21 protein-coding genes and 1 tRNA gene are annotated in these 25,851 nt (G+C 64.2%); 11 read left to right on the forward strand and 11 right to left on the reverse strand.

Annotation, left to right across the window (positions count from 1 at the left end; genetic code table 11):
- Nucleotides 1-9: 9 nt before the first annotated feature.
- Both RCH12_RS18545 and RCH12_RS02225 read right to left on the reverse strand, forming a co-directional pair.
- On the reverse strand, nt 10-735 hold the full coding sequence (locus RCH12_RS18545; RefSeq protein WP_442784548.1) for a glycosyltransferase: 726 nt from the start codon (nt 733-735) through the stop codon (nt 10-12).
- A gap of 473 nt (nt 736-1,208) precedes the next feature.
- On the reverse strand, nt 1,209-2,273 hold the full coding sequence (locus tag RCH12_RS02225) for a glycosyltransferase family 4 protein (RefSeq protein ID WP_327015918.1): 1,065 nt from the start codon (nt 2,271-2,273) through the stop codon (nt 1,209-1,211).
- Nucleotides 2,274-3,220: 947 nt separating this feature from the next.
- On the opposite strand from RCH12_RS02225, the gene RCH12_RS02230 reads away from it, so the two are divergent.
- The 8 genes from RCH12_RS02230 (at nt 3,221) to RCH12_RS02265 (ending at nt 13,281) form a co-directional block, all read left to right on the forward strand.
- Complete coding sequence (locus RCH12_RS02230) at nt 3,221-4,474, forward strand: glycosyltransferase (protein WP_327015919.1); 1,254 nt, start codon at nt 3,221-3,223, stop codon at nt 4,472-4,474.
- Nucleotides 4,475-4,605: 131 nt separating this feature from the next.
- On the forward strand, nt 4,606-5,637 hold the full coding sequence (gene gmd, locus RCH12_RS02235) for a GDP-mannose 4,6-dehydratase (protein WP_327015920.1): 1,032 nt from the start codon (nt 4,606-4,608) through the stop codon (nt 5,635-5,637).
- Nucleotides 5,638-5,639: 2 nt separating this feature from the next.
- Entirely contained in the window at nt 5,640-6,635 is a 996-nt protein-coding gene (locus RCH12_RS02240; RefSeq protein WP_327015921.1) for a GDP-L-fucose synthase family protein, read from the forward strand.
- A gap of 75 nt (nt 6,636-6,710) precedes the next feature.
- The gene (locus RCH12_RS02245) at nt 6,711-8,447 is read left to right on the forward strand and encodes a DUF4012 domain-containing protein (RefSeq protein ID WP_327015922.1); all 1,737 of its coding nucleotides are present in this window, start codon (nt 6,711-6,713) and stop codon (nt 8,445-8,447) included.
- Nucleotides 8,448-8,543: 96 nt separating this feature from the next.
- Nucleotides 8,544-9,089, forward strand: a complete 546-nt coding sequence (locus RCH12_RS02250) for a hypothetical protein (protein ID WP_327015923.1) — start codon at nt 8,544-8,546, stop codon at nt 9,087-9,089.
- Nucleotides 9,090-9,279: 190 nt separating this feature from the next.
- The gene (locus tag RCH12_RS02255; RefSeq protein ID WP_327015924.1) at nt 9,280-10,593 is read left to right on the forward strand and encodes a UDP-glucose dehydrogenase family protein; all 1,314 of its coding nucleotides are present in this window, start codon (nt 9,280-9,282) and stop codon (nt 10,591-10,593) included.
- On the forward strand, nt 10,594-11,370 hold the full coding sequence (locus RCH12_RS02260) for an HAD-IIB family hydrolase (protein ID WP_327015925.1): 777 nt from the start codon (nt 10,594-10,596) through the stop codon (nt 11,368-11,370).
- Nucleotides 11,371-12,081: 711 nt separating this feature from the next.
- Nucleotides 12,082-13,281 carry an O-antigen ligase family protein gene (locus RCH12_RS02265; RefSeq protein WP_327015926.1) on the forward strand — a complete coding sequence of 400 codons (1,200 nt, stop codon included), beginning with the start codon at nt 12,082-12,084 and terminating at the stop codon, nt 13,279-13,281.
- A 714-nt stretch (nt 13,282-13,995) separates the two neighbouring features.
- Here RCH12_RS02265 and RCH12_RS02270 read toward each other — a convergent pair.
- The 3 genes from RCH12_RS02270 to RCH12_RS02280 all read right to left on the reverse strand — a co-directional run bounded on the left by RCH12_RS02270 (nt 13,996) and on the right by RCH12_RS02280 (nt 15,534).
- The gene (locus RCH12_RS02270) at nt 13,996-14,175 is read right to left on the reverse strand and encodes a hypothetical protein (RefSeq protein WP_327015927.1); all 180 of its coding nucleotides are present in this window, start codon (nt 14,173-14,175) and stop codon (nt 13,996-13,998) included.
- 776 nt (nt 14,176-14,951) lie between these two features.
- Nucleotides 14,952-15,332 (reverse strand): hypothetical protein, encoded by a 381-nt coding sequence (locus RCH12_RS02275; protein WP_327015928.1) that lies wholly within the window; start codon nt 15,330-15,332, stop codon nt 14,952-14,954.
- Between the two features lie 52 nt (nt 15,333-15,384).
- Nucleotides 15,385-15,534, reverse strand: coding sequence for a hypothetical protein (locus tag RCH12_RS02280; RefSeq protein WP_165789096.1), 150 nt, complete (start codon nt 15,532-15,534; stop codon nt 15,385-15,387).
- A gap of 229 nt (nt 15,535-15,763) precedes the next feature.
- Here RCH12_RS02280 and RCH12_RS02285 point away from each other — a divergent pair, with 229 nt between their 5' ends.
- Nucleotides 15,764-16,729, forward strand: coding sequence for an LCP family protein (locus RCH12_RS02285; protein WP_327015929.1), 966 nt, complete (start codon nt 15,764-15,766; stop codon nt 16,727-16,729).
- On the opposite strand, the gene RCH12_RS02290 is transcribed toward RCH12_RS02285, so the two are convergent.
- The 6 genes from RCH12_RS02290 to RCH12_RS02315 form a co-directional block, all read right to left on the reverse strand.
- Nucleotides 16,692-17,198: a VanZ family protein gene (locus RCH12_RS02290; RefSeq protein WP_327015930.1), complete on the reverse strand. Its 507-nt coding sequence runs from the start codon at nt 17,196-17,198 to the stop codon at nt 16,692-16,694. The two genes, RCH12_RS02285 and RCH12_RS02290, sit on opposite strands and share 38 nt — an antisense overlap.
- A gap of 131 nt (nt 17,199-17,329) precedes the next feature.
- Nucleotides 17,330-18,814, reverse strand: a complete 1,485-nt coding sequence (locus RCH12_RS02295) for a DHA2 family efflux MFS transporter permease subunit (protein WP_327015931.1) — start codon at nt 18,812-18,814, stop codon at nt 17,330-17,332.
- Between the two features lie 75 nt (nt 18,815-18,889).
- Nucleotides 18,890-18,963: transfer RNA gene (locus tag RCH12_RS02300), tRNA-Pro, on the reverse strand.
- Between the two features lie 58 nt (nt 18,964-19,021).
- On the reverse strand, nt 19,022-21,559 hold the full coding sequence (locus tag RCH12_RS02305) for a transglycosylase domain-containing protein (protein ID WP_327015932.1): 2,538 nt from the start codon (nt 21,557-21,559) through the stop codon (nt 19,022-19,024).
- A gap of 66 nt (nt 21,560-21,625) precedes the next feature.
- Complete coding sequence (locus RCH12_RS02310; protein WP_103462074.1) at nt 21,626-22,594, reverse strand: metallophosphoesterase; 969 nt, start codon at nt 22,592-22,594, stop codon at nt 21,626-21,628.
- Nucleotides 22,591-25,074, reverse strand: coding sequence for a transglycosylase domain-containing protein (locus tag RCH12_RS02315; RefSeq protein ID WP_327015933.1), 2,484 nt, complete (start codon nt 25,072-25,074; stop codon nt 22,591-22,593). The genes RCH12_RS02310 and RCH12_RS02315 overlap by 4 nt, the downstream gene beginning before the upstream one ends.
- A 111-nt stretch (nt 25,075-25,185) precedes the next feature.
- Here RCH12_RS02315 and RCH12_RS02320 point away from each other — a divergent pair, with 111 nt between their 5' ends.
- Nucleotides 25,186-25,353: a hypothetical protein gene (locus RCH12_RS02320; protein ID WP_165787876.1), complete on the forward strand. Its 168-nt coding sequence runs from the start codon at nt 25,186-25,188 to the stop codon at nt 25,351-25,353.
- A gap of 2 nt (nt 25,354-25,355) precedes the next feature.
- On the forward strand, nt 25,356-25,826 hold the full coding sequence (locus RCH12_RS02325) for a RidA family protein (protein ID WP_327015934.1): 471 nt from the start codon (nt 25,356-25,358) through the stop codon (nt 25,824-25,826).
- The last annotated feature ends 25 nt before the right edge of the window (nt 25,827-25,851 follow it).

The following is a 25,851-nucleotide window of genomic DNA, read 5'->3' on the forward strand; positions in this document are numbered from 1 at the left end:
CATCTGGGTTCAGGATATCTGCTTGTTGTCATTGGATAGAAGTGTGCGGTAGGCCGAATTCCACGCCGCTGCCACGTTGGATGATCCGTAGTTCGATTGCGTGAGCTTCTGACCGTCGGCGCCCAACTGTCTACGAAGACGATCGTTGTCGAGTAACAACCGCAACCGCTCGAGCTGTTCCTGACTGGTGGACGCGATAGCGGCGTGCGTCATGTCCAGCAATGGCATGCCCTCGAACGCCACCGGCGTCCCCAAAACGCAGAGCCCGAGAGCGAGCGACTGTACCGCTCTGTTCTTGAGGCCGGTGCCGAACCGGTCGGGGAGGATAACGATATCCGCGCTCTGGAGAACCCCAACGTAGTCCTCTGCCCAAGCCAAGATCTCAAAGTCAAGTCCGCTGACCCAGCCCTCGATCTCCGCATCGGCAGGCACCCGCCCTAACAAAATGACCTTGAAGCTGCGATCTCGCACCTGGTAAAGAACTTCCTTGCAGAGCAACCCTAGAGCGTGCCGCATCTGCGGTTGACGGAAGTCTCCGTATACAACAATCCGCAAGCAGCTGTCTCGCGCCTCACTAGTTGTCGTCGTCGAGAGCGCTCGTTGTTCGATGTCAACGGGAATTGCTACGGGGATACTCCAGGTCGGCACGTGACCGAACTCGTCCCTCAAGTAGGAGGCGTCGGCCGGAGACACAACATGCAGTGCGCCGGAGAATCCGTCGAGGTGCGATTCCATTGCGTGGTGGAGGTGAGCCGTGACAATCGACCTTAGTTTTCGAACGGAGCGTTGCTGCTGGGCAAGGCGCCGGTGTCTCAAGGAGCCAGGGTCAACCAAGCTCATCACAAAAGGTGCTGACTTGATATGACGTGCCAGGCCACACGCGCCAACTCCATCAAGATGTATGACATCGAATGATGAGTTGTTTAGAAGGCCGATGAGGCCTCTAACCGATGATCTTTGTAGCGCTGCCGGGAAGGCCGAGAGATTCAGGCCGAGGATCAAAGATGGGCCGGCCGACCGTATGAGTGCATGTAGAACCCCGACTCCAGTCTCAGCTCGAAAATCGATTTCGGAGAACGCACTCGCATCCTTCACGAATCCCAAGACAGTGACATGGTGGCCACGAGACGCGAGGCTAGCGGCGTGCAGAACAGTTGCTTGATGAAGCCCTTCGCGGGGCGGAAAAGTGATGTCGGAAAGAACGAGCGCTATGCGCATGAGAGTTCCTCCTCCAAGGCGGCGATCAAACCATCTGCCATGGTCTCTGCTGAATAATGGGCGCTTGCATTCTTAGATATCGCGTCGCCTTTTTCGGCCCAGTGAACCCGATTTTCCAACACGTTCCTCATTGTGCGCGCTAAGTCGGCGACGTTTTGAGACTCAAACGACAATGCGTTGATGCCCCAATCAGCCGCCTCGATCTCCGGAGAATGGGGCTCGGGGACGGAGATGATCATCGGTACGCCAAAGGTGAGGCTCTGTGTAATTGACAAGCCGACGTATCCTGGCGAGACGCTCACGACTGAGCGGGCATAAATGCTTCGGATAGAGGCATAGTCGTCGACGTGACCCAGGGCGGACATTCTCTGCGTATGTGAGGACGCCATCAGGCGTTTGCGCACCTCCCCTAGCGCCTCGCCATCGCCGACCATAAGGAGTTCGACGTCCGGAAAATCCCCGGCGATCAACTCAAACGCCTCGACGACGTCGAGAATGCGCTTCTCATAGGTCATTCGCCCCACGTAGACGATTGAATTGCGGGTTGAACCTGGCTCGAAACCGAACTCCCGGTGTGCATAAATTGCGTTGGGTGCGGGCGTGACTCTCTTTCCCGGATGTTTGTCTCTCAGCTCAGCGGCCTGTGTATTGGTGTACGTAACTAAGGAAGTTGCAAGGCTGCGCATTGCATTTCGGATCGAGTCGGAACGTGACGCGCGACCCGAGCGAGGCCATGCGTGACCCCAGAGTATGGTCTTGCGGTGAAGGGCACGCCGGGCAAGGAGTAGCAACCAAACTTGCGGCATCCGGGGGTTCAGGTCCAGTAGTAGTACTTTGCATGAAATAAAGCGCCAGAATGGTAGGCCTTGAACCAGGAGGTGCTTGGGGAAGTAGTAGTTCTGGACTCCCTCAAAGGCCATATCCTGATGAGCGATGGTTCGTATGGAGGAGCCAGGGGGTGCCTCTCCCGCGTAGATGTCTAGTCGTTGTCCGAAATGCGCTTGGACCAATAGGAGCGACTTGAGTCGATAGGCGCCCATAGAAGCGAAGCTCATGATGATGGTTGGCCGCCCGGGCTGACTAACGCTAGGCAACCGTGGAGACCTCCTCCGCTTGTATCGGCGCGTCAAGTGAGGAACCGAGTCCCGACAACTTCACAGCGGTGTCCTGACACGATCGAATTCTCGGGCACTATTCCTCTCACGACTGTCATCGGAAGGGCCATGGAGGATCGGCCCACGTTGCTCCCCGCAAGGACCACACATTTAGCTGTAATCCAGACACCCGCCGCGATGTGGATGGGTGCCGTAGAAAGTGCCATATCCGTTCGGTATGCGTGGGAGCCTGTCGTGAGAAACGTGTCTTGAGAAATGGACACGTCGTGCCCTACGTAGACGTGATCTTGGTTGTGAAACCACACTCCTTCACCGACCCAGGAATTGCTGCCTATGTGCAACTTCCAAGGGAACTTGACGCGGGTGCGAGGGCGAAAAATCACGCCATCCCCGATGTCCGCGCCGAATAGCCTGAGAGCCCTAGTCCGGACGGACGAACTGATCTGCCAGGGATTTGTCACGAGCAACAGTTCGACTATTGCCCAAAGGTAGACGATGCCAGCGGACCTGTCCCATGCTGTTCGCTCACCGGGCGCCTGCGCGAGCCGAATCACCGGGGTACTGGCATCTGCCTGGTTTGACGCGGTCACTGGTGGTTCATCCCCAAACACTGGTACTGCGGTACAGGCTAAACGCCTGGCGGACCCAGTCCGTAAAGGCAATCCTAAGGCCCACCTGCGACCGCTTTACATCTCTGACACGAGACGTTCACATTACGCGGGCACGCGTTGGAGCGGGTATATCTGCCCGAAACACGAGAGACATCCATGCGTTACCAATCGGCACTTTCGCGAAAATAATCACCGGTACTGTAAGGGTGCCTCTACCAAACGGGGCCGGATGGGGCCGCCACTTCGTCCGTAGGCTCAATCAGAGAGGCGGACCTGTTGGTTGACCAGCCTCGCCCAAAGATCCTGGTAATCGGTCTGAACTACGCGCCCGAGATGACAGGGATCGCCCCCTACACGAGCGGACTCGCACGGGGCCTTCGCGGCGGCGGGCAGCAGGTTAGAGTTCTGACGGCGAATCCGCATTATCCCGAATGGAAAGTCCATTCCGGCTATGGAGGTTTCCGGAATTCGACAGACGATCAGGGCGTATTGGTTACGCGCCTCGCTCACTACGTTCCCGCTAGGCCGGAGGGAATTAAACGGTTGGTTTCGGAGCTCTCCTTCGGGCTCCATGTCCTCTTCGCGCGCTGGTATGAGCCAGACATCGTCGTGATGGTCTCACCGGCGTTGTTCGCTACGGCGTTGGCTATGATCCGTGCTAGATGGGGCCGTCGCAAACCGATTGTCAACGTGTGGGTGCAGGATATTTACAGCCTTGGAATGTCTGAGACCAGCACGGGCGGTGGTCTGGCCGCGCGACTCATCACGTGGGTTGAGAAAACGACACTTGCTGCTGCTGCGGGTGTAGTGGTCATCCACGATCGATTCGGCGAGTACCTTGTTGGCAGACTCGGTGTGAGCGCGGAGCGGATTGAAGTCGTGCGCAACTGGACCCACGTTGGTGCCGGGAATTCAACAAATGTGCCTGCCACCAGGGCGCTGCATGGCTGGTCTCCCAACGAAACCATTGTGTTGCATGCCGGCAATATGGGCGTCAAGCAGGGCCTCGAAAACGTAGTCCATGCTGCCCGGCTCGCCGACGAACAGAACCGCCCCGTGCGCTTCGTGCTGCTGGGCAACGGCAGTCAGCGCGATGAGCTCCAAGCGCTCGGCGCGACAATCACCCGGTTGCAGTTCATCGCCTCGCTTGACGAGGCCGGCTTTCAGGACGCACTCTCGGCCGCCGACGTGCTCCTCGTAAATGAGAAGCCAGGCGTGTCGGAGATGGCGGTTCCCAGCAAGCTCACCTCATATTTCAATGCGGCCCGCCCAGTCATCGGGGCAACCGACCCGGGCGGGCTAACTGCCAGTGAGATTGAATCCGCCGAAGCTGGCCGAATTGTGCTCGCAGGTGACCCTCAGGCCCTTCTGGACTCTGCGTTGGAGCTGGGCTCCGACCCAGAACTGGCTCGAAGCTTGGGCGAGAACGGGTTCCGCTATCGCACCGATGTGCTCGGAGAGGCCGCAGCAATCGACCGGTTCGCGAGTTGGCTCCGCACGCTCATGAACCGTTCGCTCACGCATAGATGACGCACCCGGGTACCCCCCTGTTTGCGTCGCCGCACCCGACTCCATATGCTCGGCCTTGAAGCGAAACAGCCCGGCATCGACGACGGACGTCATGTCCGATCGCTGTGTGCCCGACACCCCTGGGGGATCAATTGACTAAGCGCGCGCTCATTACCGGTATTACTGGCCAGGATGGTTCCTACCTCGCGGAGCTTCTGCTCGCCAAGGGGTACGAGGTACACGGTCTGATCCGTCGCGCATCGACGTTTAACACCTCCCGGATCGACCACCTCTACGTGGACCCGCATGACCCGTCGGCGAAGCTGTTCCTGCACTACGGCGATCTTTCCGATGGTTCCCGCCTGGTGACGTTGCTGGCCGAGATTCAGCCTGACGAGGTCTACAACCTCGCCGCGCAGTCGCACGTGCGGGTGTCCTTCGACGAGCCCGAGCACACCGGTGACACCACCGGCATGGGCACCATCCGGCTGCTGGAAGCGGTGCGGATGGCGGGCATTCACCCGCGGTTCTACCAGGCGTCCAGCTCGGAGATGTTCGGCGCGACCCCGCCGCCGCAGAACGAGGACACCCCCTTTTACCCGCGTTCCCCGTACGGAGCCGCGAAGGTCTATTCCTACTGGGTGACCAAGAACTACCGTGAGGCGTACGACATGTTCGCCGTGAACGGGATCCTGTTCAACCACGAGTCCCCGCGCCGCGGCGAAACCTTCGTAACGCGCAAGATCACCCGCGCCGTCGCTGCGATCAAGGCCGGCACCCAGGACCACGTGTACCTGGGCAACCTGGACTCGATCCGGGACTGGGGCTACGCCGCCGAATACGTCGAAGGCATGTGGCGGATGCTGCAGGTCGACGAACCCGACGACTTCGTGCTTGCTACCGGTGGCAACTTCACCGTGCGGGACTTCGTGGAGACCTCCTTCAGCCACGCCGGTCTGAACTGGGAAGACCACGTCAAGTTCGACGAGCGCTACCTACGCCCGACCGAGGTCGACGCTCTCGTCGGTGACGCGTCCAAGGCACAGGACAAGCTCGGCTGGAAGGCCGAAGTCGACACCGCCGAGCTGGCCCGCATCATGGTCGACGCTGACATCGCCGCACTCGCATGCTCCGGTCGGCCGTGGATCGACGAAGTCAAACTGACCAGCTGGGGAACCAAGTAACCATGACCGACGCAGCGACGGACACCCGCGACCAAGTCGACTTCACCCCGGCAGCCCTCGACCGGGACGCCCGGTTCTACGTCGCCGGGCACCGCGGCCTGGTCGGCTCCGCGATCTGGCGGCGCCTGGAAGCGGAAGGTTTCACCGACCTCGTCGGCCGGAGCTCCGCCGAATTGGACCTGAAGGACCGCGACGCGGTGTTCGCGTTCTTTGCCGAGACCACGCCGCGTTACGTGGTGCTGGCCGCGGCGAAGGTCGGCGGGATCCTGGCCAACAACACCTACCCGGTGGATTTCCTCAGCGACAACCTCCGCATCCAGGTCAACGTGCTCGACGCCGCCCTCAAGTACGGTGTCGAACGCCTGCTGTTCTTGGGCTCGTCGTGCATCTACCCGCGCCTGGCCCCGCAGCCGATCCGGGAAGACACGCTGCTCACCGGACACCTCGAGCCCACCAACGACGCATACGCGATCGCGAAGATCGCCGGGATCCTGCAGATCCAAGCGATCCGCCGCCAGTACGGCCTGCCGTGGATCTCGGCGATGCCCACCAATCTCTACGGTCCCGGCGACAACTTCTCGCCCAATGGGTCGCACGTGTTGCCGGCGCTGATTCGCCGGTACGACGAGGCCGCGCAGTCCGGTGCGGCGAGTGTCACCAACTGGGGGACCGGCACACCGCGGCGGGAGTTCCTGCACGTGGACGACATGGCCGAGGCCTGCCTGCACCTGCTGGAGCACTACGACGGCCCCGAACAGGTCAACGTCGGCACCGGCAGCGACGTCACCATCCGCGAGATCGCCGAGACCATCGCGCGTGTCGTCGGCTTCACCGGCACTACGGAGTGGGACACCGACAAGCCCGACGGCACCCCGCAGAAACTGCTCGACGTGAGCAAACTCGCCCAGGCCGGCTGGACCGCAAAGATCGGCCTCGAAGACGGACTCCGCAGTACCGTGCAGTGGTACCGCGACCACGCGCATAGCCTGCGCGAATAGTCGATGGAACCTAGCTCCGCACTCCGCCCGCGGGACCGGGCTCGCAAGCGAGCCCACCGCGGCCGGAGGAAGATCGTGCTGCTGTCTATTTTGTCGGCTGTAGTGGTGGTTCTCGGCCTTACTGCGTGGGTTGGAGTGCGGGCGCTGCTCGCACGTGGTGAGCTGGAAGCGGCAATTCCTCTCGCCATGACGATGCAGAACCAAGTGGTGTCTGGTGACGGCGCATCGGCCAAACTTACCGGGGACAAGCTCGGGATCAGAGCCTCCTCCGCAGCCTCGTTAACTAGTGACCCGATTTGGCGGGCGTTTGAAGCTCTCCCTGCGCTGGGCCCAAACCTCGCGGTAGTGCGCGAGCTTGCTGCAGTGGTGCATGGCCTCGCCGAAGACGCAGTCGTCCCTCTTGCCGAGGTGGCAATTGCTATCACTGTCGACGATTTCCGTCCCGTAGACGGCAAGATTGACCTGCATCCCCTCATAAAGGCGCAACCGTCGATAGCCGATGCGACCGCAGCGATTCTTGCGGCCCAGAGTCGGGTGGAGGCGATCGACACGGCGGGGACCCTGGGTGAGGTGGAGGACGCGGCCGGTCAGCTGCAGTCCGCGGTCGATGAAGCGGCGACTGCAATCACGGCGGTCGACAGGGCGGTGAGAATCGTGCCAGCCATGCTCGGTGCCTCAAGCCCAAGGAACTACTTGCTGCTTGTGCAGAATCCTGCGGAACTGCGAGCGAGCGGGGGCATCGTAGGTGCTGTCGCACTGATCCATACCGAGAGCGGCGCGATTCAGCTTTCTCAGCAGACCTCGGGGGCGAGCTTTATGCGCCACGACAAGCCTGTGCTTGAGTTGCCCACCGAAACGAGGGGACTCTACGGAGATATCACAGGGCAATTCATGCTCAACGTCGGGCTCACCCCGCACTTCCCACTCTCGGCCCAGCTTGCCCAAGAAATGTGGCGTCTAAAATACGGAGTTCAGCCCGATGGGGTCCTTTCCATCGACCCGGTCGCACTCTCGTATGTGCTCTCCGCGACTGGGCCCATCACGTTGCCGACCGGCGACGTGCTCAATTCCGACAACGCCGTGCGTCTTTTGCTAACGGACGTGTATGAGCGCTACGAAGCCCCGGAAGATCAGGATGCGTTCTTCGCGGCAGCGGCAGCGGCCGTCTTCTCCGCAGTGGCGTCAGGCGACGTCGACCCAGTTGCACTTATTGAGGCTCTCGGGAAGGCCGGAAGCGAACGCCGGGTGCTCGTATGGAGCGCGGCGGAAGCGGATCAGAGCGCCCTGGCGGACACGACACTCGCCGGTGACCTACCGGTGAGTAGCCAAGACGCCCAGCGGTTCGGGCTCTTCCTCAATGACGCCACCGGAGCCAAGATGGACACCTATCTTGACGTGAACACCCGTATTGGCCAGGCCGTGTGCCGAAAGGACCAGCGACCCAATTACTCCGTCGAGGTCACGTTGACTAACACGGCGCCAGCGGACTCCGAGTCGACCCTGCCGCGCTATGTCACCGGAGGGGGCGTCTTCGGGGTGACCCCAGGAAATATCAAGACGATCGTCTCGGTCTACGGGACGCCCGACGTGGAAAATCAGGGAGTGTCCAAGGACGGTGTGGAAGTGCCGCATCACCCGGGAACCGATGACGGCTACCAGGTGAGTGCTCTCAGTGTGGAGCTCGCGCCCGGTCAAACGACCGTACTCCGATACGACTGGCTCGGTGGCGAAGCGATCAAGAACCGTATCGAATTGCACATGACACCCGTAATTCACAGAAATGAAACACAAAAACTGGAAATTACCTGTTAACGTGCCCTAGTCTAGGGGAAGCCTCAATCGAGGTCCGCCCCGTTCGGGGCACGCCAGTGTCGGCAAATTTGTTCGTAACAAGCAGGGGGTACCACCATGGTAAAAAAGACCTTCGCGACGATCGCGCTAGCGGTTCTCGCGGTTCTCGCAGTTCCGGCCGCAGCTAACGCTGCCGGCTACGTTCCGGCAGACGACGTCGTCGTCTCCGGCACCATCGCTCCGGGTGCAACGGTCGCCGTTGCGTTCACCGATGGAGCCTTCACCCCCGGCGAATCGGTTTCGTTCGCCGTGACCGGGTCTGGCACCGCCACCCTTTCCGCCGTCAAGGCAGCCACGGTCTCGCTGACCAAGTCGGCAACTTCCGCTGGCGCTGCCAGCGTCAACGTGGCCCTCCCGGCCGACGCCACCGGCACCTACACCACCACCGCGACCGGACTCACCTCCGGCACCGTCGGCACCGCAGCGATCACCCTGCCGACCGCTGACGCGGGCGCGGGTTCCTCCGCGACCGATGGCGGCCTCGCCAGCACCGGTTACGATGCTCCGATGCTCGCCATCTGGGCCGCCGCCGGCGCCCTGCTGCTCGGTGTTGCTCTGATGGTCGTACTGACCGTCGTGCGTCGCCAGCGCGCCAACGCGTAGTCGCATTCCGTAAGGCTAGAGGCACCACCTTCCGACACTGCGTGAGGTAGCTAGCCATGCACCACAGAAGGCCCCGAACTTTTCGTTCGGGGCCTTCTTTTTGAGAAGCCCAGTCCGCGCTTCTTATCGCCCGCAGCCCGCCGGGCACCTTAGGTGCTGCCGGTAGGCTCTTTCATATGGGGATACAAGCATGAGAATTTCTGTCATCGGCTGTGGCTACCTCGGTGCCGTGCACGCTTCGGCGATGGCCGAGTTGGGGCACGAGGTCGTCGGCATCGACGTTGACGAGGCCAAGATCACGGCCTTGAGCGAAGGTCGCACCCCCTTCTTCGAGCCTGGCCTGCCCGAGGTGCTGACCTCGGCCATGGCCTCGGGCCGGCTGCGGTTCAGCACCAACATCGCGGATGCGGCCGGTGCCGAGGTGCACTTCGTCGCCGTCGGAACCCCGCAAAAAAAGGGTAGCCACGCGGCGGACCTGACGTACGTCAACGCGGCCGTTGAAGCTCTGCTGCCGCACTTGAACGTGGGCGACCTTATTGTGGGCAAGAGCACGGTCCCGGTGGGTACAGCGGCCCGTCTCGCCGCGGTCATTGAAGCTTCCGGTTCGGGAGCCACGCTGGCCTGGAACCCCGAGTTCCTGCGCGAGGGATTCGCCGTGCAGGACACAATCGCCCCAGACCGCCTCGTTTATGGGGTGCCTGAGGGGCTGGCCGGAGACCGTGCCGTGGCTCAACTCAACGAGGTCTACGCGTCCGCCATCGACACTCAGACCCCGCTCGTCGTGACCGACTATGCCACCGCCGAGCTCGTCAAGGTCGCCGCGAACGCGTTCCTGGCCACGAAGATCAGCTTCATCAACGCCATGGCCGAAATCGCCGAGGTCTCCGGCGCCGACGTCACCCAGCTCGCCGACGCCATCGGCTACGACACCCGAATCGGCCGACGCTTCCTCAACGCCGGTGTCGGCTTTGGTGGCGGCTGCCTGCCCAAAGACATTCGTGCCTTCACCGCCCGGGCTGAAGAACTCGGCCGCGGCGAATCCGTCGCCTTCCTCAAGGAGGTTGACGCCATTAATTTGCGCCGTCGCCAGCGGGTCGTAGACCTAACGGTCTCCGCCCTCGGTCGTCCGGTCTACAACGCCAAGGTCGCCGTGCTCGGGCTCAGCTTCAAACCGCACTCCGATGACGTGCGCGACTCGCCGGCCCTCGATGTTGCTGTACAGCTGCGCGGTCTCGGCGCCGACGTGGTCGCGACCGACCCGCAGGCCATCGAGAACTCCCGTTCGCGCCACCCGCAGATCACGTATTCCACCAACATCGAAGAGACCCTTCGCGGCGCCGACGCCGTTGTTCTTGTCACCGAGTGGCCGGAATTCAAGTCGATCGATCCGTCATGGGCCGCCGAGCTGGTGACCACCCGCACGATTGTCGATGGCCGCAACACCCTCGACGCCGCAGCCTGGCGAGCCGCCGGCTGGACCTACTACGGATTGGGCCGACCCTAAATGGCATTGCAGCACCCGCGCCTAGTCGCTTTTGACCTCGACGACACTCTGGCACCCTCGAAGTCACCGATCGACCCGCGCATGGCTAAATTGCTCGTACGGCTCCTTGGAGTGGCTGAGGTTTGCGTGATTTCCGGTGGGCAGTTCGCGCAGTTCACCATGCAGGTCATCGACAACCTCACCGACGTTGACGAGTCCGCGCTGGCGCGCCTGCACCTCATGCCCACCTGCGGAACTCAGTATTACCGCCACCGCGCGGGGGAGTGGGAGCAGGTCTATGCCGAAAACCTCACCGACGACCAGAAACAGCGTGCCCTCGCCGCCGTCGAGGCCACCGCGCGTGACCTCGGTTACTGGGAAACCGAGACCTGGGGCCCGATCCTCGAGGACCGGGGCTCTCAGATCACGTTCTCGGCTCTTGGGCAGGCCGCGCCAGTGGCCGCGAAGACCCAGTGGGACGTTGACGGTGCCAAGAAGACGGCCCTTCGCGAAGCCGTGCAGTCACAGCTGCCTGACCTCGAGGTGCGCTCCGGCGGTTCCACTTCCGTGGACATCACGCGGCGCGGAATCGACAAGGCCTACGGTATGACGCGACTGGCCGAGCTCACCGGCATCCCGCTTGAAGACATGCTCTTCGTCGGCGACCGGCTCGACGAGAACGGAAACGACTACCCGGTGAAGGCTCTCGGCGTTGACTGCGTCTCGGTGGAGAACTGGGAAGACACCGCGGCATTCCTCGACCAGCTCATTCCTACGTTGATGACCGTCTCGCCTTAGGTGGGGTCTTTGGCGGAGGGTGCTCGATTGAATCTTCGAGCAGGTGTTCGTCGATGTGGGCATACATCGTGGTGAGAGGCGCGGAAACCTCGCGCTGCAACCACCGACGCAAGCCAACAAAACGGGTTGAAGACATGGGCACATCCTCTTCGGGGAGCATGTTCTTGCCGCGCCGGCAGGTCCGGCGCGTGACAGCGGCGGGGTAAGCGCCGTGATCGGTGTCAAGATACTCCGGTGGCGCCGGGAGTGCGACTCACGGAGAGAGCTGTGCGGTCAAGCCGCTAGCCTGTGCGTGGAGTAGGTCAATGCGTTCGCCTAGTCGGAGGTCTGGGCTGCCGACGGCGCACTGAGCCCAGGCGTGCAATTCGAGTTCCTCGACACTTTCGTTGGGCACCGCACCAGCACCAACTGCGCGATAGCCAATGCAGAGGCCATCTGGCGGCTCGAGCAATAGCGGCGCCTAGCAGGGAGGGACCGATACTGCATGTGTTGATTTGCAGGGGGCCCGTCGAACCTTGACGAACACGACTTATCCTCCTCGCGCCAAACCATAGACTGGCCTTACGTATCTGATCAATTTGGGTGGGCATGACGGCAACTATTAGTCGACCAACGAGTCTGCGACTCCGCGATGGAGCAGGTGCTCATGCCCCGCGAACGTCGTTCGACCCGCTTAAAATACTCATCGTTCTAACTTTCGCATGGGCCGTCGTGCCGAACGTAGTGCAGTTCCACCTTGGGTACAGGCCATCTGCCCAGCTCGGCGAGAGTTACTCTCTGGTACCCATAGCGAGTCTGTCGAAGAGCATTCTGCAATTCGCGGTCTATGCCTTCTCTGCTCTTACGGTGCTGCAGGCTTTGATCGGCCGCACTCACTACAGGAAGTGGTTTCTCGTCTATCTGGCACCGTGGGTGGCGCTGAGCCTCTCCTCGCTGCTCGCAACGCAAAGCTTCACTGCCACGAGTCTGGTCTACGTCGCAATGGGGCTCGGGATTGCCAACCACGAGGACAAGATGGCTCTACTCCGCGCCCTTGGGGGCTTGACGGCACTCCTGGCGATGGTGAGTTTGGTCATGGTCGCAACAACGCCCAATGCGTTGATGAGCCAGGCCCACCTAGCTGATGCTAAGGCGCTTGTCGGCACCTCCCTTCTGAACGGGCCGTTCTCTCACCCCAACACCCTGGGGCAGACGCTCGCCATTGGATTCCCTTTCGTGCTGATGATCAAGAGGCGTTGGATGAGAATCCTGGGTGTCGCCAGTGTTGCGTTGGCGTTGGTCTGGGCATCGTCCCGAACATCGATCCTTGCGGTGGTGATCGCGGTGGTCGTGGGGCTCGGCTGGGTTGCAGTCAAGCAGCTCGGGCGTTTCGAGAAGGTGGCCGTTGGGCTACCACTACTCACCGTCTACGCTCTCATCGTGCCGGTGGCCATAGTACTGGTGGGCATCGCCGGACCTGATTCATTTTCGAACAGGGGCGTTATCTGGGAAACCAGCCTCAACCTATGGGCTGATCGACCCGTCTGGGGGTGGGGCTCGGATGTGTACGGGAGCCTCTCCCAGAGCATGCGTAACATCGGTGTGTTGGCGTTCCACGGCCACAACATGCTCGTGAACGCGTTGGCAGTGGGCGGTCTGGTCAGTGCCGCAGCCCTCCTGGTGCTCTATGTCGTGATCATCAGGAAGTCGTGGGTGCAGGGCTACCGCGAACACAACATTGCTGTCTCCATGTTTGCCGTTGTCTTCATCTCCATCGGGTGGTTCGAAGTCCCAACGACTTTTTATACTCTCGGCGCTACCTCATGGGTCGCGTGGGCAGCGGTCGGACTCGTCCTCGCCCTGCCCCGGGCTTTGTCAGTCCCAGGCGGGCCCGATCTGTTGCCTGCAACACTTGACGGACGCCGCACCTAGTATTTGCGTAGAGCGCTGCATGGCGTTCATGCCTTACCCACTTCCAGTGGCCACGTCCGGCAGCAAGTCCCGGGCGTTCCCACGATCTGTCAGAGCGGCACCGCCCACGATCGGCACGTAGATCGATCTTTTTGGTTCGTATCATCGTTCAGCTGGGCGTAAGCAAGGTTTTGCATGAAGGCGGTGCACCGCTCGACTCGGTACTTCGCCTTGCTGCCGTGCTCGCCGGGTCCGCCCTCGTCGCAGAGCTTCTGCACCGGGCGGTCGAGGCGCCAAGGACCAGGGCCGGGCGTCGCCCTTGCGGCTCAACCGAAGGCGTCCGACGGCGCTCCTGTGGGTGGCAAAGCGCTCACGTTGCGCTGTCGTGGTTCGCAAGCCCGTATGCTCCGATCGAATACGATAGCGAAGCACAGCAAGGCGTGACCGACGAGCGACTGACCCGAACTCCAGAATCCCGCCGGGGACACACCGTTATAGAAGTTCTTCTAAGGCCCGCCGCCTAGGTGACATAATCGTCGTCTGGAACACCTTTTTGCCGCGACGCTTGAGGGGGGACCACCACGCCAGGGCGTTCGCCTGGACCGTGGCGAGGTGGTCGGTCGTTGATGCCGTACTCGCAAATCGTACTGGCGCACGAGCCGTTGGCGAGGCCAAGACGAGCCTTTGAGTTGCCTTGAACTGCTCGGAAGAGTGCGCCAAATTGAGCGCGCCGATCTACGCGTTGTGCGGTGCCCAGGCGATGTACTGGTAGCCGCCGGTGGAGTTGGACCAACCGGTCTCTGAGCGGATGCTGACTCCGGTGATGACGGTGGACTTGTTGGTGTTATTCGAATCCCAGCCGATGATCGCGGTCGGGCCGTGGCCGCTCACGAAGTCGTTGGTGCCCTTTTCCACGGGTTGACCGTGAGGGTAAGGTCGCCCGGATTTTAGTCCTCCTTCCAACCGTTCACCGAGAGCGGACCGCGAGCGAGCGGCAGGAAGGTGCCCACCTGCGTGAAGTAAGTGCGTTCGGGGAAGTAGGAGCCGACCGGCTGCGAGAACGACACGTCGATCGGGTCGATGATGGCGATGCCGAAGGCCGAGATTGTCGTTACTCGACTGGCCCGCGAATGACCGGCACCATCGTCCCGCAGGGTTGATCCAGTCCAAAATGATGGACGCCGTGATGGCGATCGGTCCGGCCGAGCCCTTTGGCGTGCCGTTCGCCGCTGCCAGGAATGGCGATGATGGCGTACACGAGGCGGATCTGCGTGGCGTCCGTGTAGAGCTGCTCGATGCGCTGGAATGTCTTGCCGGTAAGCGCCGAGTGGGAGTTGGGGTGCGTGGGGCGTCCCGCGCAGATGGGCGCGGGGAGCGCACCGGGCAGAGCGCGCCGGCATACTTCGTCTTTGCGTCGGCGGCGGCGGCGGCCATGCCGACCGTTACAACGTCCATCAGATCGCTCCCGTCACGCCGTAAGCGCTACAGCTGAACGTCCTGGTGATCCCCGAACGGGTCTGCGTGTTAACTGCGCCGTCACCGTTGTAAGTGAACGTGGTGAGGATGCCGTTCTCGTCCTGGAGGACACCGACCCGTCACCGTTGTAGGTGACGGCGAGCGTCGGGTTCGATGCTGCAAGCGTGGCAGTGTGCGTGGAGTTCCTCTGCCGCCTAATCGGAGACCCGAGCCTACTACTCTGTGAGGTCGGCCGCGACGCGTTCGCTCTGGTCTGGGCAACTCTTGGCGGCGGACTGCTCGAGCACGCGGTGCGCGAGCTCCACCCGGGATTCCTCGGAGAGACCCTCAGTGGCGTAAGTGGCCAGCACCTTGTCGACGGCGTCGTTCAGGTCGAGATCGGGTCGCTCGGCCAGGTTGGTGCAGACCACCTGGCTGTAGAGGCTCACCATAGTTTTGGTCTGCTTGTCGAGCTGCTGCGGCTCCGTGAGCGCTGTAGCGGTCGGGGTCGGTGTCGGTGACGCGGTTGGCGTTGCTTTGCCCATCGTGGTGGCAGCGGTGCAGCCCGAAAGCAGGATGACGCCGAGGAGAACGGTGGCCGGGGCTAGAAGACGCATTCGGCGAGTCTACCCACTGGGTGAAGACAGATGGCGGTGCGGCCGAGGGACGTCACATCGTTTGATAGGCGGCTACGGCGAGAGCGGCCACGCCGACACCGGCGATGATGATGACGAAGAGGCGAACGGCGAGCATCCCGTTGCTGTGTTCCAGTCGTCGGTACCAGCGCCTGAGCCGACGAGTCCGTCGGCGGATTCCCATGCAGCGAATCTAATGGACCAAAGGGCAGTTTGCACCCGCTAGTTTTCCCCCCAATTCGGGCGTGACTCGAACGCGGATCACTATCCGGGCCTGAACCGGCGGTCTATGGTGTGCGCACCGTTACCCGACCGGTCCGCAGGAGGCAACCCGAATGCCCGAAGTGCAGAATGCTCTAACGCGCCCTCAAGCTCCGCCACCGCCCCGCCACCGAGGCTGGCGGATCGTCTTTGTGCTGTTCAGCGTGTTCACTGTGGTGGTGCTGGGGGTCGCGGCGGTGACGGTGTGGAACCTGTCGCGCAGTTTCGAGTCGGTGGAGAAGATCAGCGAGGCGTTCCCGGCCGATGAGGTTGCGCGACCGCCGGTCGCGACCGGCGCCGCCGCATCCGCGATGAATTTTCTGTTGCTGGGCTCCGACAGCCGAGGCGACAGCACCGGGTCGATCGCGAACCTCAGCGGGCAACGCTCCGACACCATCGTGATCGTGCACGTGCCCGCAGACCGCAAGACCCTGTCGGTGATGTCAATTCCCCGGGACAGCTGGCTGGAGATCCCCGGCCACGGCGAAGCGAAGATCAACGCGGCGCTGTCATACGGCGGGGTGCCGTTGGCGGTGCAGACGGTGGAGGGGCTGCTGGGCTCACGGATTGATCATGTGGCGGTGGTGGACTTCGCCGGGTTCGCGGCGCTGACGGATGCGCTGGGCGGGGTGGACATCGACAATCCGATCCCGTTCGAGTCCTACCACCTGGCGGGGCGCACCTTCCCGCAGGGACTGCAGCACCTCAACGGCACCGAAGCGCTGGCCTTCGCCCGGGAACGGTATGCGTTCGCCGACGGCGACTTTCAGCGGGTGCGCAACCAGCAGCTGCTGATCAGCGCGCTGCTCAGCGGGCTGATGCACAAGTCGGTGCTGGGGAACCCGACCACGATGGGCGCGGTGATCGACGCGGTCAGCCCCAACCTGGCGATCGATGAGGAGCTCTCGGCCACCGACCTGGTGAGCCTGGGGGTGGAGCTGCGGGACGTGCGGGAGGGGGACGTGAGCTTCTTCACCATTCCTACCGCCGGCACCGGGACGTCTGCGGACGGGCAGTCGATCGTGAATCTGGACTGGGCGGCGCTGCCGGCGCTGCAGGAGGCGTATCGGAGTGATTCTCTCAGCGGGGTGCTGCCGGCGGTGCAGGCGGCGGGGTGAGGGCGAGCCGGGGGGAGCGGGCGGTGACGGCGGCTAGCAGGGTCAGGGCCAGGAGGGCGCCCAGGGCGGCGCCGGCGGTGTTGGCGAGCACGTCGAGCGGGGTGGCGAAGCGGGCGGGCAGGAAGATCAGCTGGCCCAGCTCGATCAGGCTGCTCGCGGCGAAACCGGCCAGAATGGCGACCCACCAGCGTGCCGAGCCCAGCAGAACCACCCCCAGCAGCCCCACAGGCAGGAACAGGGCGATGTTCGCGGTGAATTCGACCAGCGCGTAGTTCACCCAGTCCGGCACGCCGTGGGCGTGCAGGCGGGCCAGCAGGCTGGCGATGCCGTGGGAGGCGCCCCGATCCACCGGGGTGGGCCAGAACGCGATCAGGGTGAGCGTGAGCAGGTACCCGGCCGCCAGCCAGCGGGCGGCCCGGCGGAGGGTGGCGTGGCGTCGATCGGCCAGGGTGGGTGCCAGAGCGCTCACGTGACCTCCCAAGGGCTGCGGGTCATGGCCTCCGGCACGGTTCAGAGCGGGAGGTCATCACCGTCAACGGACCAAGCACCCAGAGTAGCGAGGCGAGGCTGGGAGGCCAAGGTGCGCCGGCCGGATGGCGCTCAGCGGCTGCCGTGTACCTCGACGCGCTTGGGCAGCAGGAACACCAGCAGCAGGGCCACCACGCTCAGCCCGGCACTGACGGCCATGGCCAGGGTGGCGCTGTGGGTGAAGCCGGCGGCGACGGCATCCGCGCCGGGGCCGGCCACCACCAGGGTGCCGAAGAACACACTGCCCACCACGGCGATGCCCGCGGCGCTGCCCACCCGCTGCATCACGCCGATCACGCCGCTGGCCGCGCCGGCCTCGGTGGGGTCGACGGTGGCGACGATGAACGCCACGTTCGGCGCGATGAAGCAACCGCTGCCCAGGCCCGCGATGAACAGCGGCGGCAGCAGGGTCCAGTTGGTGAGATCGGCGGGGGCGGTGAGCAGCAGCACCAGCCACACCCAGATCAGACCCACCGTGACCAGGGCCACACCACCGACGAGCACGGTGCGCCCCAGGCGCTCGGTGAGCCGGTTGCTCTGCGACGCGCCCAGGATCGAGCCGATCGCGAACGGGATCGAGACCAGGCCGGATTCCAGCGCGGTGTGGCCGAGGCCCGCCTGCCAGAGGATCGAGATGGTGAAGAAGATGCTCGTGAATGCCGCGAAGTAGACCAGGGCCAGGATGACGCCGCCGGTGAACGCCGGGTGCGAGAAGAGGTGCGGCGGCACGAGCGGGCTGCTGCCGCGTTTGGTCAGGGCCACCTCCCAGGCGCCGAACGCCACGATGAGCAGCACCCCGGCGGCGAGCACCAGGTAGGTCCAGAGCGGCCAGCCGCGGTCCTGGCCCTCGATCAGCGGCACCAGCAGGGCCACCAGGCCGGCGGAGAGCAGCAGCAGGCCCACCCCGTCGACGCGGGCAGCGGCCGGAGCGCCGGGCGCGGAGGCGGTGCCGGTGCCGGTGGGCAGCAGGATGGCGGCGGCGATCAGCGCGACAATGCCGATCGGCAGGTTCACCCAGAAGACCAGGCGCCAACCCTCTTCCACGCCGAACGCCTCGATGATCAGGCCACCCACGATGGGGCCGAGCGCGGTGGAGACGCCGATGACCGACCCCATGATGGCGAATGCCTTGCCGCGGGACGCCGCCGGGAACATCAGCTGGATGACGGCCGTGACCGCCGGCACGAACATGCCGCCGGCCAGACCCTGCACGACGCGGGCGATGATCAGCTGTAGGTCGTTCTGGGCGAGCCCGCAGGCCAGGCTGGCGACGGTGAAGAGTGCCAGGCCGGTGAAGAAGACCCACTTGTGGCCGATCCGGTCGCCGATGCGGCCGGCGGGGATGAGGGCCAGACCGAACGCCAGGGCGTAGCCGGAGATGATCCAGGACAGGGTCGCCTCGGAGGCGTCGAGGCTGGTGCGGATGCTGGGCAGCGCCACGTTCACGATCGTGGTGTCGAGCAGGGCCATGAACATGCCCGCCATCAGCACGATGAGGGCCTGCCAGGCGCGGCGGGACACCTTGGTGTCTGGGGCGGAAGCGGGGGAGTCGGTCATGTCGTGGCCTTTCGAACGCCGGCAACTGGTGAGAACAGAAAAACCCCCACTCGCTTGAGTGGGGGTTTATTTCTGTCGGGGTAACAGGATTTGAACCTGCGACCTCGTCGTCCCGAACGACGCGCGCTACCAAGCTGCGCCATACCCCGATGGTCCTGTGGACCTCGACAAGTATAACCCCATCGGGTACCCGGGTTTGGACCAGGCCTAGCCGGGCGGGGCGGCCTTGCCGACGACCACGGTCACCGTGCCGCCCGGTGCGGTGGGGGTGCCGGCGGCCGGGGCCATCGAGAGCACCTTGCCGTTCTGGCTCGCGTCGGTCACCGGCTGCTCGCTGGCCACCACCCCGAATCCGCTCAGCGTGCCCTTGGCCTGGTCGAGGGACTGCCCGACCACGTTCGGCAGCAGAATCTGAGAGCCGTTGCTGGAGAACACCGTGACGGTGGCTCCGGTGCTGGTGCTGGCGCCGCCGGCGGGGTCGCTGCGTGAGACGGTACCGGCCGGCAACTCCGAGTCGGTCACGCCGCCGTCGAGGAAGCCGAAGCCGGCGGCCTCAATGGTCTCGCGGGCCGCATCCACGCTCTGACCGCGCACGTCGGGCACGGTGACCTGCACCCCGCGGATGAGGTTGTTGGCGGCTTGCTCGAACTCGTCGCCGCCGTACTTGGCATTGGCCACGCTCATGATCTCCGGCCAGATGCGGTGCCGGGCGGTAGCCGCGGAACCGCTGTCGAAGTCGAGGCTGCGCTGGTTGTTGTCTTTTCCGGTGACGCTGACCACGCCCACGACGGTGGCGACCTCGGTGCTGGCCCCGCTCATCCAAGTGTCGTTGGAGCCGTCGGTGGTTCCGGTCTTACCGATCATCTCGACCCGCGGTGAGGTGTTGCGGTACGACTGCCCGGCGGAACCCTGGGTCATGACCCGCTCCATGGCGTACGCCATACCGGCCGCCACTTCGGGCTCCACCGACGCGGTGCAGGTGGACACGGGCGCGGGAATTTCCACACCGTCCGCCCCGATGATCCGGTCGATCACGATGGGGGAGCAGGTGACGCCCTTGTTGGCGATGCCGGCGAAGGCCACGGCCATGCTCAGCGGGGCGACCTCGTTGGTGCCGAGCACCGAACCGGCGCCCTTCTGCAGCGGGTCGCCATCCGCCCGGTGCACCCCGAACGACGTGGCCATGTCGCGGATCTTGCAGAGGTCCAGCCGCTTGGCCATGCCCAGGAAGCCGGTGTTGATTGAGTCGATGGTCGATTCCAAGGCCGAGTAGTTGCGGCCGGCTTCGTTGGAGTCGTTGCGCGGGTTGTAACCGGGGAAGCTCTGGGCGCCGTCGCAGTAGTCCTGGAAGGTGCCCCAGTTGGACTTGCGTGCCGAGTCAACGCGCTCGCCGAGCGGGTGGCCCTCCTTGAGCCACTCGGCCAGGGTGAAGACCTTGTAGGTGGAGCCGGGCTGGAAGCCCAGCGAGCCGCCCTGGTTGAAGTCGGTGTTGTAGTTGATGCCGGTGTACTCCGGGCCAGGAGCAACCTCCAGCTGGGTGTACAGCTTGTTCTGCGCCATCGTGAGCACCCGGCCGGTGCCCACTTCAACGCTGGTCGCCACGGCGCCCACGTCCCAGCCGTCGTAGGTCATCGGCACATTCTCGGCGATGGCCGCCTCGGACGCCATCTGCAGCTCGATGTCGAGGGTGGTGTAGATCTGGTACCCGCCGCGACGGAAGTTCGTCATGCGGGTGTCTTCGTCTGCGCCGAAAGTGGGGTCGGTCTTGAGCTGGTAGGTGACGTAGTCGCAGAAGTATGCGGCGCCACCGGCGGTCTGGCAGCCGGTGCTGGGCTCGGTGATGGCCGGTTCGATCGGGCTGGCGACGGCGGCGTCGTAGTCGGCCTGGTTGATCTTCTTGTGCTTGAGCATCTCGCGCAGGATGTAGTCGCGGCGGTCCTTGTTGGCGGCGTACCCGTTCGCGGCGCCGTTGGTCTCGCTCTCGGGCTCGTCCAGGCGGAACTTCTCAGGGTTGTTCACGATCGCGATGAGGCTCGCGGCCTGCGGCAGGGTGAGGGTGGCGGCGGTGGCCGAGAAGTAGTACTCGGCCGCGGCCTGGATGCCGTACACGGTGCCGCCGAAGCCGGTGATGTTCAGGTAGCCCTGCAGGATCTCGTCCTTGCTGTACTCCTTCTCCACCCCGATGGCCAGCCGCATCTCCTTGAGCTTGCGTTCCTCGGTGGGGTCGGTGGCCTCCTCGAAGCAGGCCTGAAGCTCGTCCGGGTCGGGCATGACCTCGCACTTTTGCACCAGCACGTTCTTGACGTACTGCTGGGTCACCGATGAGCCGCCCGAGGTGGGCCCGCCGGTGAACTTGGCCAACGCCGCCCGCATGGTGCCCTGCAGGTCGATTCCGCCGTGTTCGCGAAACCGGGGGTCCTCACCGGCAACGACGGCGTCCTGCACGAACAGGTTCATGGCCGCCAGAGGAACTTCAACCCGGTTCTGGTCGTAGAACGAGGCGAGCTCGTAGGGGACTCCGCTGTTCGGCACCGCATAGATGGTGCTCACCTGCGACAGCTCGTCGATCTTGAGGTAATTCGGCAGGTTCTCGAAGGCGTTGATGGTGCTGCTCGCGGCCAGACTGGAGATTGCAAGCGCCGGGGTGATCCCGACGGTAATCAGCAGGCCGGCGACCGCGCTCATCGCCACGAATCCGACGAGTCCCCCGATGACGCCGGAAAAAGTTCTTTTGGTTTCCCCCATAAGAGCGAGCCTAGGGGATCGCCGGGGGACCCGGACGAGCCAAGCCACCCCAGAAGGGGGTCGTGGCTACGCTGCGGTGAGGGTGAGCAGGGTCGCCTCCGGCGGGCAGGCGAAGCGCACCGGCGCGTAGATCGAGGTGCCCAAACCCGCGGAAACATTGAGGTACGCGGTGCGCAGCCCCACACTCCACAGGCTGAGCCCCTTCACCTGACGGCGGGGAATATCACAATTGGTTACCAAAGCGCCGAACTTCGGCACGCACACCTGACCACCGTGGGTGTGCCCGGCCAGCATCAGCTGGGCGCCGTGGTTGATGAAGGAGTTGAGTACCCGCTGGTACGGGGCGTGCACCACACCCACGGTCAGCGTCGAGCGCCGGCCGGCCGGTTCTTCGGGGTCCGGCCAGGTCTCCTCGGTGAGCGGGTCGTTGCCGCGCATCTCGTCGATAGCGCCGGTGATCAGGTCGAGCCGGTCCCGGCGGATGTGCGGGTCATCGACCCCGAAGATCTCCAGGTGGGTGCCGTTGATGTCCAGCGCCTCCGCGGCATTGTTCAGGTCGGTCCAACCGAGGTCGGCGAACACCCGGTGCAGGTCGTCGGTGTCAAGCTCGACGTGCCGGCTGCGCAACATCGACGGGCCGCCGAAGTACTTCAGCGGGTTCTTCGGCTGCGGGCCGAAGAAGTCGTTGGAGCCGTTCACGAAGATGCCCGGGATGCCCTTGAACGGTTCGAGGGCGTACTCCACGCCCGCGATGCCGTCTTCGTGACCCAGATTGTCGCCGGTGTTCACGACGAGGTCGGGCTTCAGCGCGGCAAGACCGCGCACCCAGTCCTGCTTGTCGCGCTGCCACGGGGCCATGTGCAGATCGGAGAGGTGCAGCACCGTGATCGGGTCGGACCCGGGCGCGAGCACCGGAACCGTCACCTCACGCAGGGTGAACCGGCGGCGTTCCACGAGGGAACCCCAGGCGAACGCCGCCAGCCCCGCCGTGGTCACGGCGGCGGCGGAGGCGACGATGGCGCGTGCGGCGCTCAACCTGCCGCTCCCATCTTGCCCACCACGAGGGCGACCGAGCTGCCCCGGGATGCCGGGGTGCCGGCGGTCGGGGTCATCGCGATCACCTTGTTGTTCTGGTTGGGGTCGGTGACGGCCTGGTCGGTGGTCGTCACGGTGAAGCCGGTGAGCGTTCCCCTGGCCTGATCGAGGCTCTGGCCGGTCACGTCGGGCAGCAAAATCTGGTTGCCGTTACTGGAGAACACCGTGATCGTAGCGCCGTTGCCGGCCGACGCGCCGGAGGCGGGGTCGGTGCGGGCCACGCTGCCGGCGGGCAGCTCGGAGTCGATCACGCCGCCGTCGGCGAACTCGAAGCCGGCGCCCTCGAGCGCGGCCTGGGCATCCGCCATCGACTGGCCACGCACGTCGGGCACGGGCACCTGAGCGCCCTGGATGACGTTGGTCGAGGCCTCAGAGAACTCGTCTCCGCCGTACTTGGCGTTGGCGACGCTCATGATGTCCGGCCACATGCGGTGCCGGGCGGTGGCCGCGGAGCCACTCTCGAAGGCGTAGTCGCGGGACCGCTGGTTGGCCTCACCGGTGACGGCGACGACGCCCACAACGGTGGCGACCTTGCTGCTCGCGCCGGTCATCCAGGTGTCCTTGGCTCCGTCGGTGGTTCCGGTCTTGCCGATCATCGGCACCTTCGGGTAGGTGGAGTCGTTGGACTGGGTTGCGGAGCCCTCGGTGAGTACCCGCTTCATGGCGTACGCCATGCCGGCGGCCACGGATGGTTCAACCGACTGCTTGCAGGTGGAGGTGGGCGGTGCGATCTCGGCGTCGTCCGGTCCGACGATGCGGTCGATGACCACGGCCGAGCAGGTCTTGCCGGCGTTGGCGATGCCGGCGAAGGCCACGGCCATGCTCAGCGGGGCGATCTCATTGGTGCCGAGCACCGAGGAGGCACCCTTCTCGAGCTCGCCGCCATCCGCCCGGTGCACCCCGAAGGACTCAACGGTGTCGCGGATCTTGCAGAGGTCAAGCTTCTTGGCCATTCCGATGAAGCCGGTGTTGATCGAGTTGATGGTCGACTGCAGGGCGGTGTAGCCGGTGCCGGGCTCGTTCGCGTCGTTCTTCGGGTTGTAGCCGGGGAAGGTCTGCGGCCCGTCGCAGTAGTCCTGGAAGGTGCCCCAGTCGCTCTTGCGGGCCGAGTCGACGCGTTCGTTGAGCGCGTGACCCTCCTTCAGCCACTCGGCGAGGGTAAAGACCTTGTACGTGGAGCCGGGCTGGAATCCGCTCGAGCCGCCCTGGTCGTAGTCGGTGTTGTAGTTGACGCCGGAGTACTGGGCGCCGGTGGCCTGCACCTCGGGGTCCTGGCTGTAGGTCTTGTTCTGCGCCATCGTGAGCACCCGGCCGGTGCCCACCTCAACGCTGGTGGCTACAGCGCCAACATCCCAGCTGGCGGTCTGCGGCACGTTCTCGGCCATGGTGGTCTCGGTGGCCAGCTGCAGGTCCAGGTCGAGGGTCGTGTAGATGTCGTAGCCGCCGCGACGGAAGTTCATCATGCGGGTGTCTTCGTCTTCGCCGAAGGTCGGGTCGCTCTTGAGCACGTGGGTGACGTAGTCACAGAAGTAGGCGCTGCCGCCGGCGGTCTGGCATCCGGTGCTCGGCTCGGTGATGGTGGGCTCGATCGGGGCCGCGATGGCCACGTCGTACTCCTCCTGGGTCACCTTCTTGTACTGCAGCATCTCGCCCAGGATGTAGTCGCGGCGTTCCTTGTTGGCGGCGTACCCGTTCGCGGCGCCGTTGGCTTCGCTCTCGGGCCGGTCCAGACGGAACTTCTCCGGGTTGTTCACGATGGCGATCAGGCTGGCCGACTGGGACAGGTTGAGGTTCGCCGCGGTGGTGTTGAAGTAGTACCCGGAGGCCGCTTCAATGCCGTACACGCTGCCGCCGAAGAGGGTGATGTTCAGGTAGCCCTGCAGGATCTCGAGCTTGCTGTATTCCTTCTCAACACCGATGGCCAGACGCATCTCCTTGAGCTTGCGCTCGGGAGAGGTTTCGGTGGCCTCGTCGTAGCAGGCGTCCAGCTTGTCCTGGTCGTTGAGCACCTCGCACTTTTGCACGAGAACGTTCTTGACGTACTGCTGGGTGATGGATGATCCACCCTGGGTGCCGCCGCCGGTGACGGTGGACAGGGCGCCACGAATGGTGCCCTGCAGGTCCACGCCGCCGTGCTCCTCGAAGCGGGGGTCCTCGCCGGCGACCGCGGCATCCTGCACGTACTGGCTCATGCTCGTGACCGGCACTTCGACGCGGTTCTGGTCGTAGAACGACGCCAGCGCGTACGGGGCGCCGTTGCCGTCGATGGCGTAGATGGTGCTCTTCTGGGAGAGCTGGTCGACCGTGAGGTAGTTGGGCAGGTTCTCGAACACGTTGATCGTGTTGGTGGCCGTCATGCCCGATACGGCGAGGGCGGGGGTCACGGCAACGGTGACGAGGACACCGGCGACGGCGCTCATCCCAATAAAGCCCAGGAGGCCTCCGAGCGCTCCACTAACCGTACGTTTTTTGGCAGACATACAATTGAGCGTAAGGGACACAACCTGAAAAATCGCCTGAATCGGAGCCGCATGACTGCCTGGGAATACCTCACCACCCCGCTGATGATCCACAACACAGCCGCCATCCTCAACAACTGGGGCTCGGAAGGTTGGGAGCTTGTGCAGGTCGTCACCGGCCCGGAAGGTGGACTTGTCGCCTACCTCAAGCGCCCCGTCGCCGGCTCGACCGGCGCCTGATCGTGTCGCAGATCGAGGCCCGTCTGGCCGAACTGGGCATTGAACTCCCGACGGTGGTGCCGCCCGTGGCCTCGTACGTTCCCGCCGTGGTGAGCGGGTCGCTGGTGTTCACCTCCGGCCAGCTGCCGATGGTGGCCGGCGTGATGCCAGCCACGGGCAAGGTTGGGGATGGCGAGGGCTTCGTGTCGGCCGCGGACGCCCAGGGCTACGCCCGGCAGTGCGCGCTGAACGCGCTCGCCGCCATCCAGAGCGTGATCGGCTCGCTTGACCGGATCACCCAGGTGGTCAAGGTCACCGGGTTCGTCGCATCCGCCCCGGACTTCACGGGCCAGCCCGGCGTGGTCAACGGTGCCTCCGATGTTCTCGGCGAGATCTTCGGCAGCATCGGTGTGCACGCCCGCTCCGCGGTGGGCGTGGCCGTGCTGCCGCTGGACTCGCCCGTCGAGGTGGAGCTGACCGTCTCCTTCGCTTGATTTCACCGTCGCGAGCTGTGACTTA

It is taken from the genome of Cryobacterium sp. MP_3.1, assembly GCF_035984795.1.
GTDB classification, from domain to species: Bacteria; Actinomycetota; Actinomycetes; order Actinomycetales; family Microbacteriaceae; genus Cryobacterium; species Cryobacterium zongtaii.

What these genes read in the sequence shown, in the direction of transcription:
- RCH12_RS02295 (WP_327015931.1), bottom strand. Translation starts at nt 18,814, where the DNA reads ATGACCGACTCCCCCGCTTCCGCCCCAGACACCAAGGTGTCCCGCCGC.
- RCH12_RS02315 (WP_327015933.1), bottom strand. Translation starts at nt 25,074, where the DNA reads ATGAGCGCCGTCGCCGGTGTCCTCGTCACCGTTGCCGTGACCCCCGCC.
- RCH12_RS02260 (WP_327015925.1), top strand. Translation starts at nt 10,594, where the DNA reads ATGGCATTGCAGCACCCGCGCCTAGTCGCTTTTGACCTCGACGACACT.
- RCH12_RS02320 (WP_165787876.1), top strand. Translation starts at nt 25,186, where the DNA reads ATGACTGCCTGGGAATACCTCACCACCCCGCTGATGATCCACAACACA.
- RCH12_RS02280 (WP_165789096.1), bottom strand. Translation starts at nt 15,534, where the DNA reads ATGGGAATCCGCCGACGGACTCGTCGGCTCAGGCGCTGGTACCGACGA.
- RCH12_RS02255 (WP_327015924.1), top strand. Translation starts at nt 9,280, where the DNA reads ATGAGAATTTCTGTCATCGGCTGTGGCTACCTCGGTGCCGTGCACGCT.
- RCH12_RS02240 (WP_327015921.1), top strand. Translation starts at nt 5,640, where the DNA reads ATGACCGACGCAGCGACGGACACCCGCGACCAAGTCGACTTCACCCCG.
- RCH12_RS02305 (WP_327015932.1), bottom strand. Translation starts at nt 21,559, where the DNA reads ATGGGGGAAACCAAAAGAACTTTTTCCGGCGTCATCGGGGGACTCGTC.
- RCH12_RS02250 (WP_327015923.1), top strand. Translation starts at nt 8,544, where the DNA reads ATGGTAAAAAAGACCTTCGCGACGATCGCGCTAGCGGTTCTCGCGGTT.
- RCH12_RS18545 (WP_442784548.1), bottom strand. Translation starts at nt 735, where the DNA reads ATGGAATCGCACCTCGACGGATTCTCCGGCGCACTGCATGTTGTGTCT.
- RCH12_RS02275 (WP_327015928.1), bottom strand. Translation starts at nt 15,332, where the DNA reads ATGCGTCTTCTAGCCCCGGCCACCGTTCTCCTCGGCGTCATCCTGCTT.
- RCH12_RS02225 (WP_327015918.1), bottom strand. Translation starts at nt 2,273, where the DNA reads ATGAGCTTCGCTTCTATGGGCGCCTATCGACTCAAGTCGCTCCTATTG.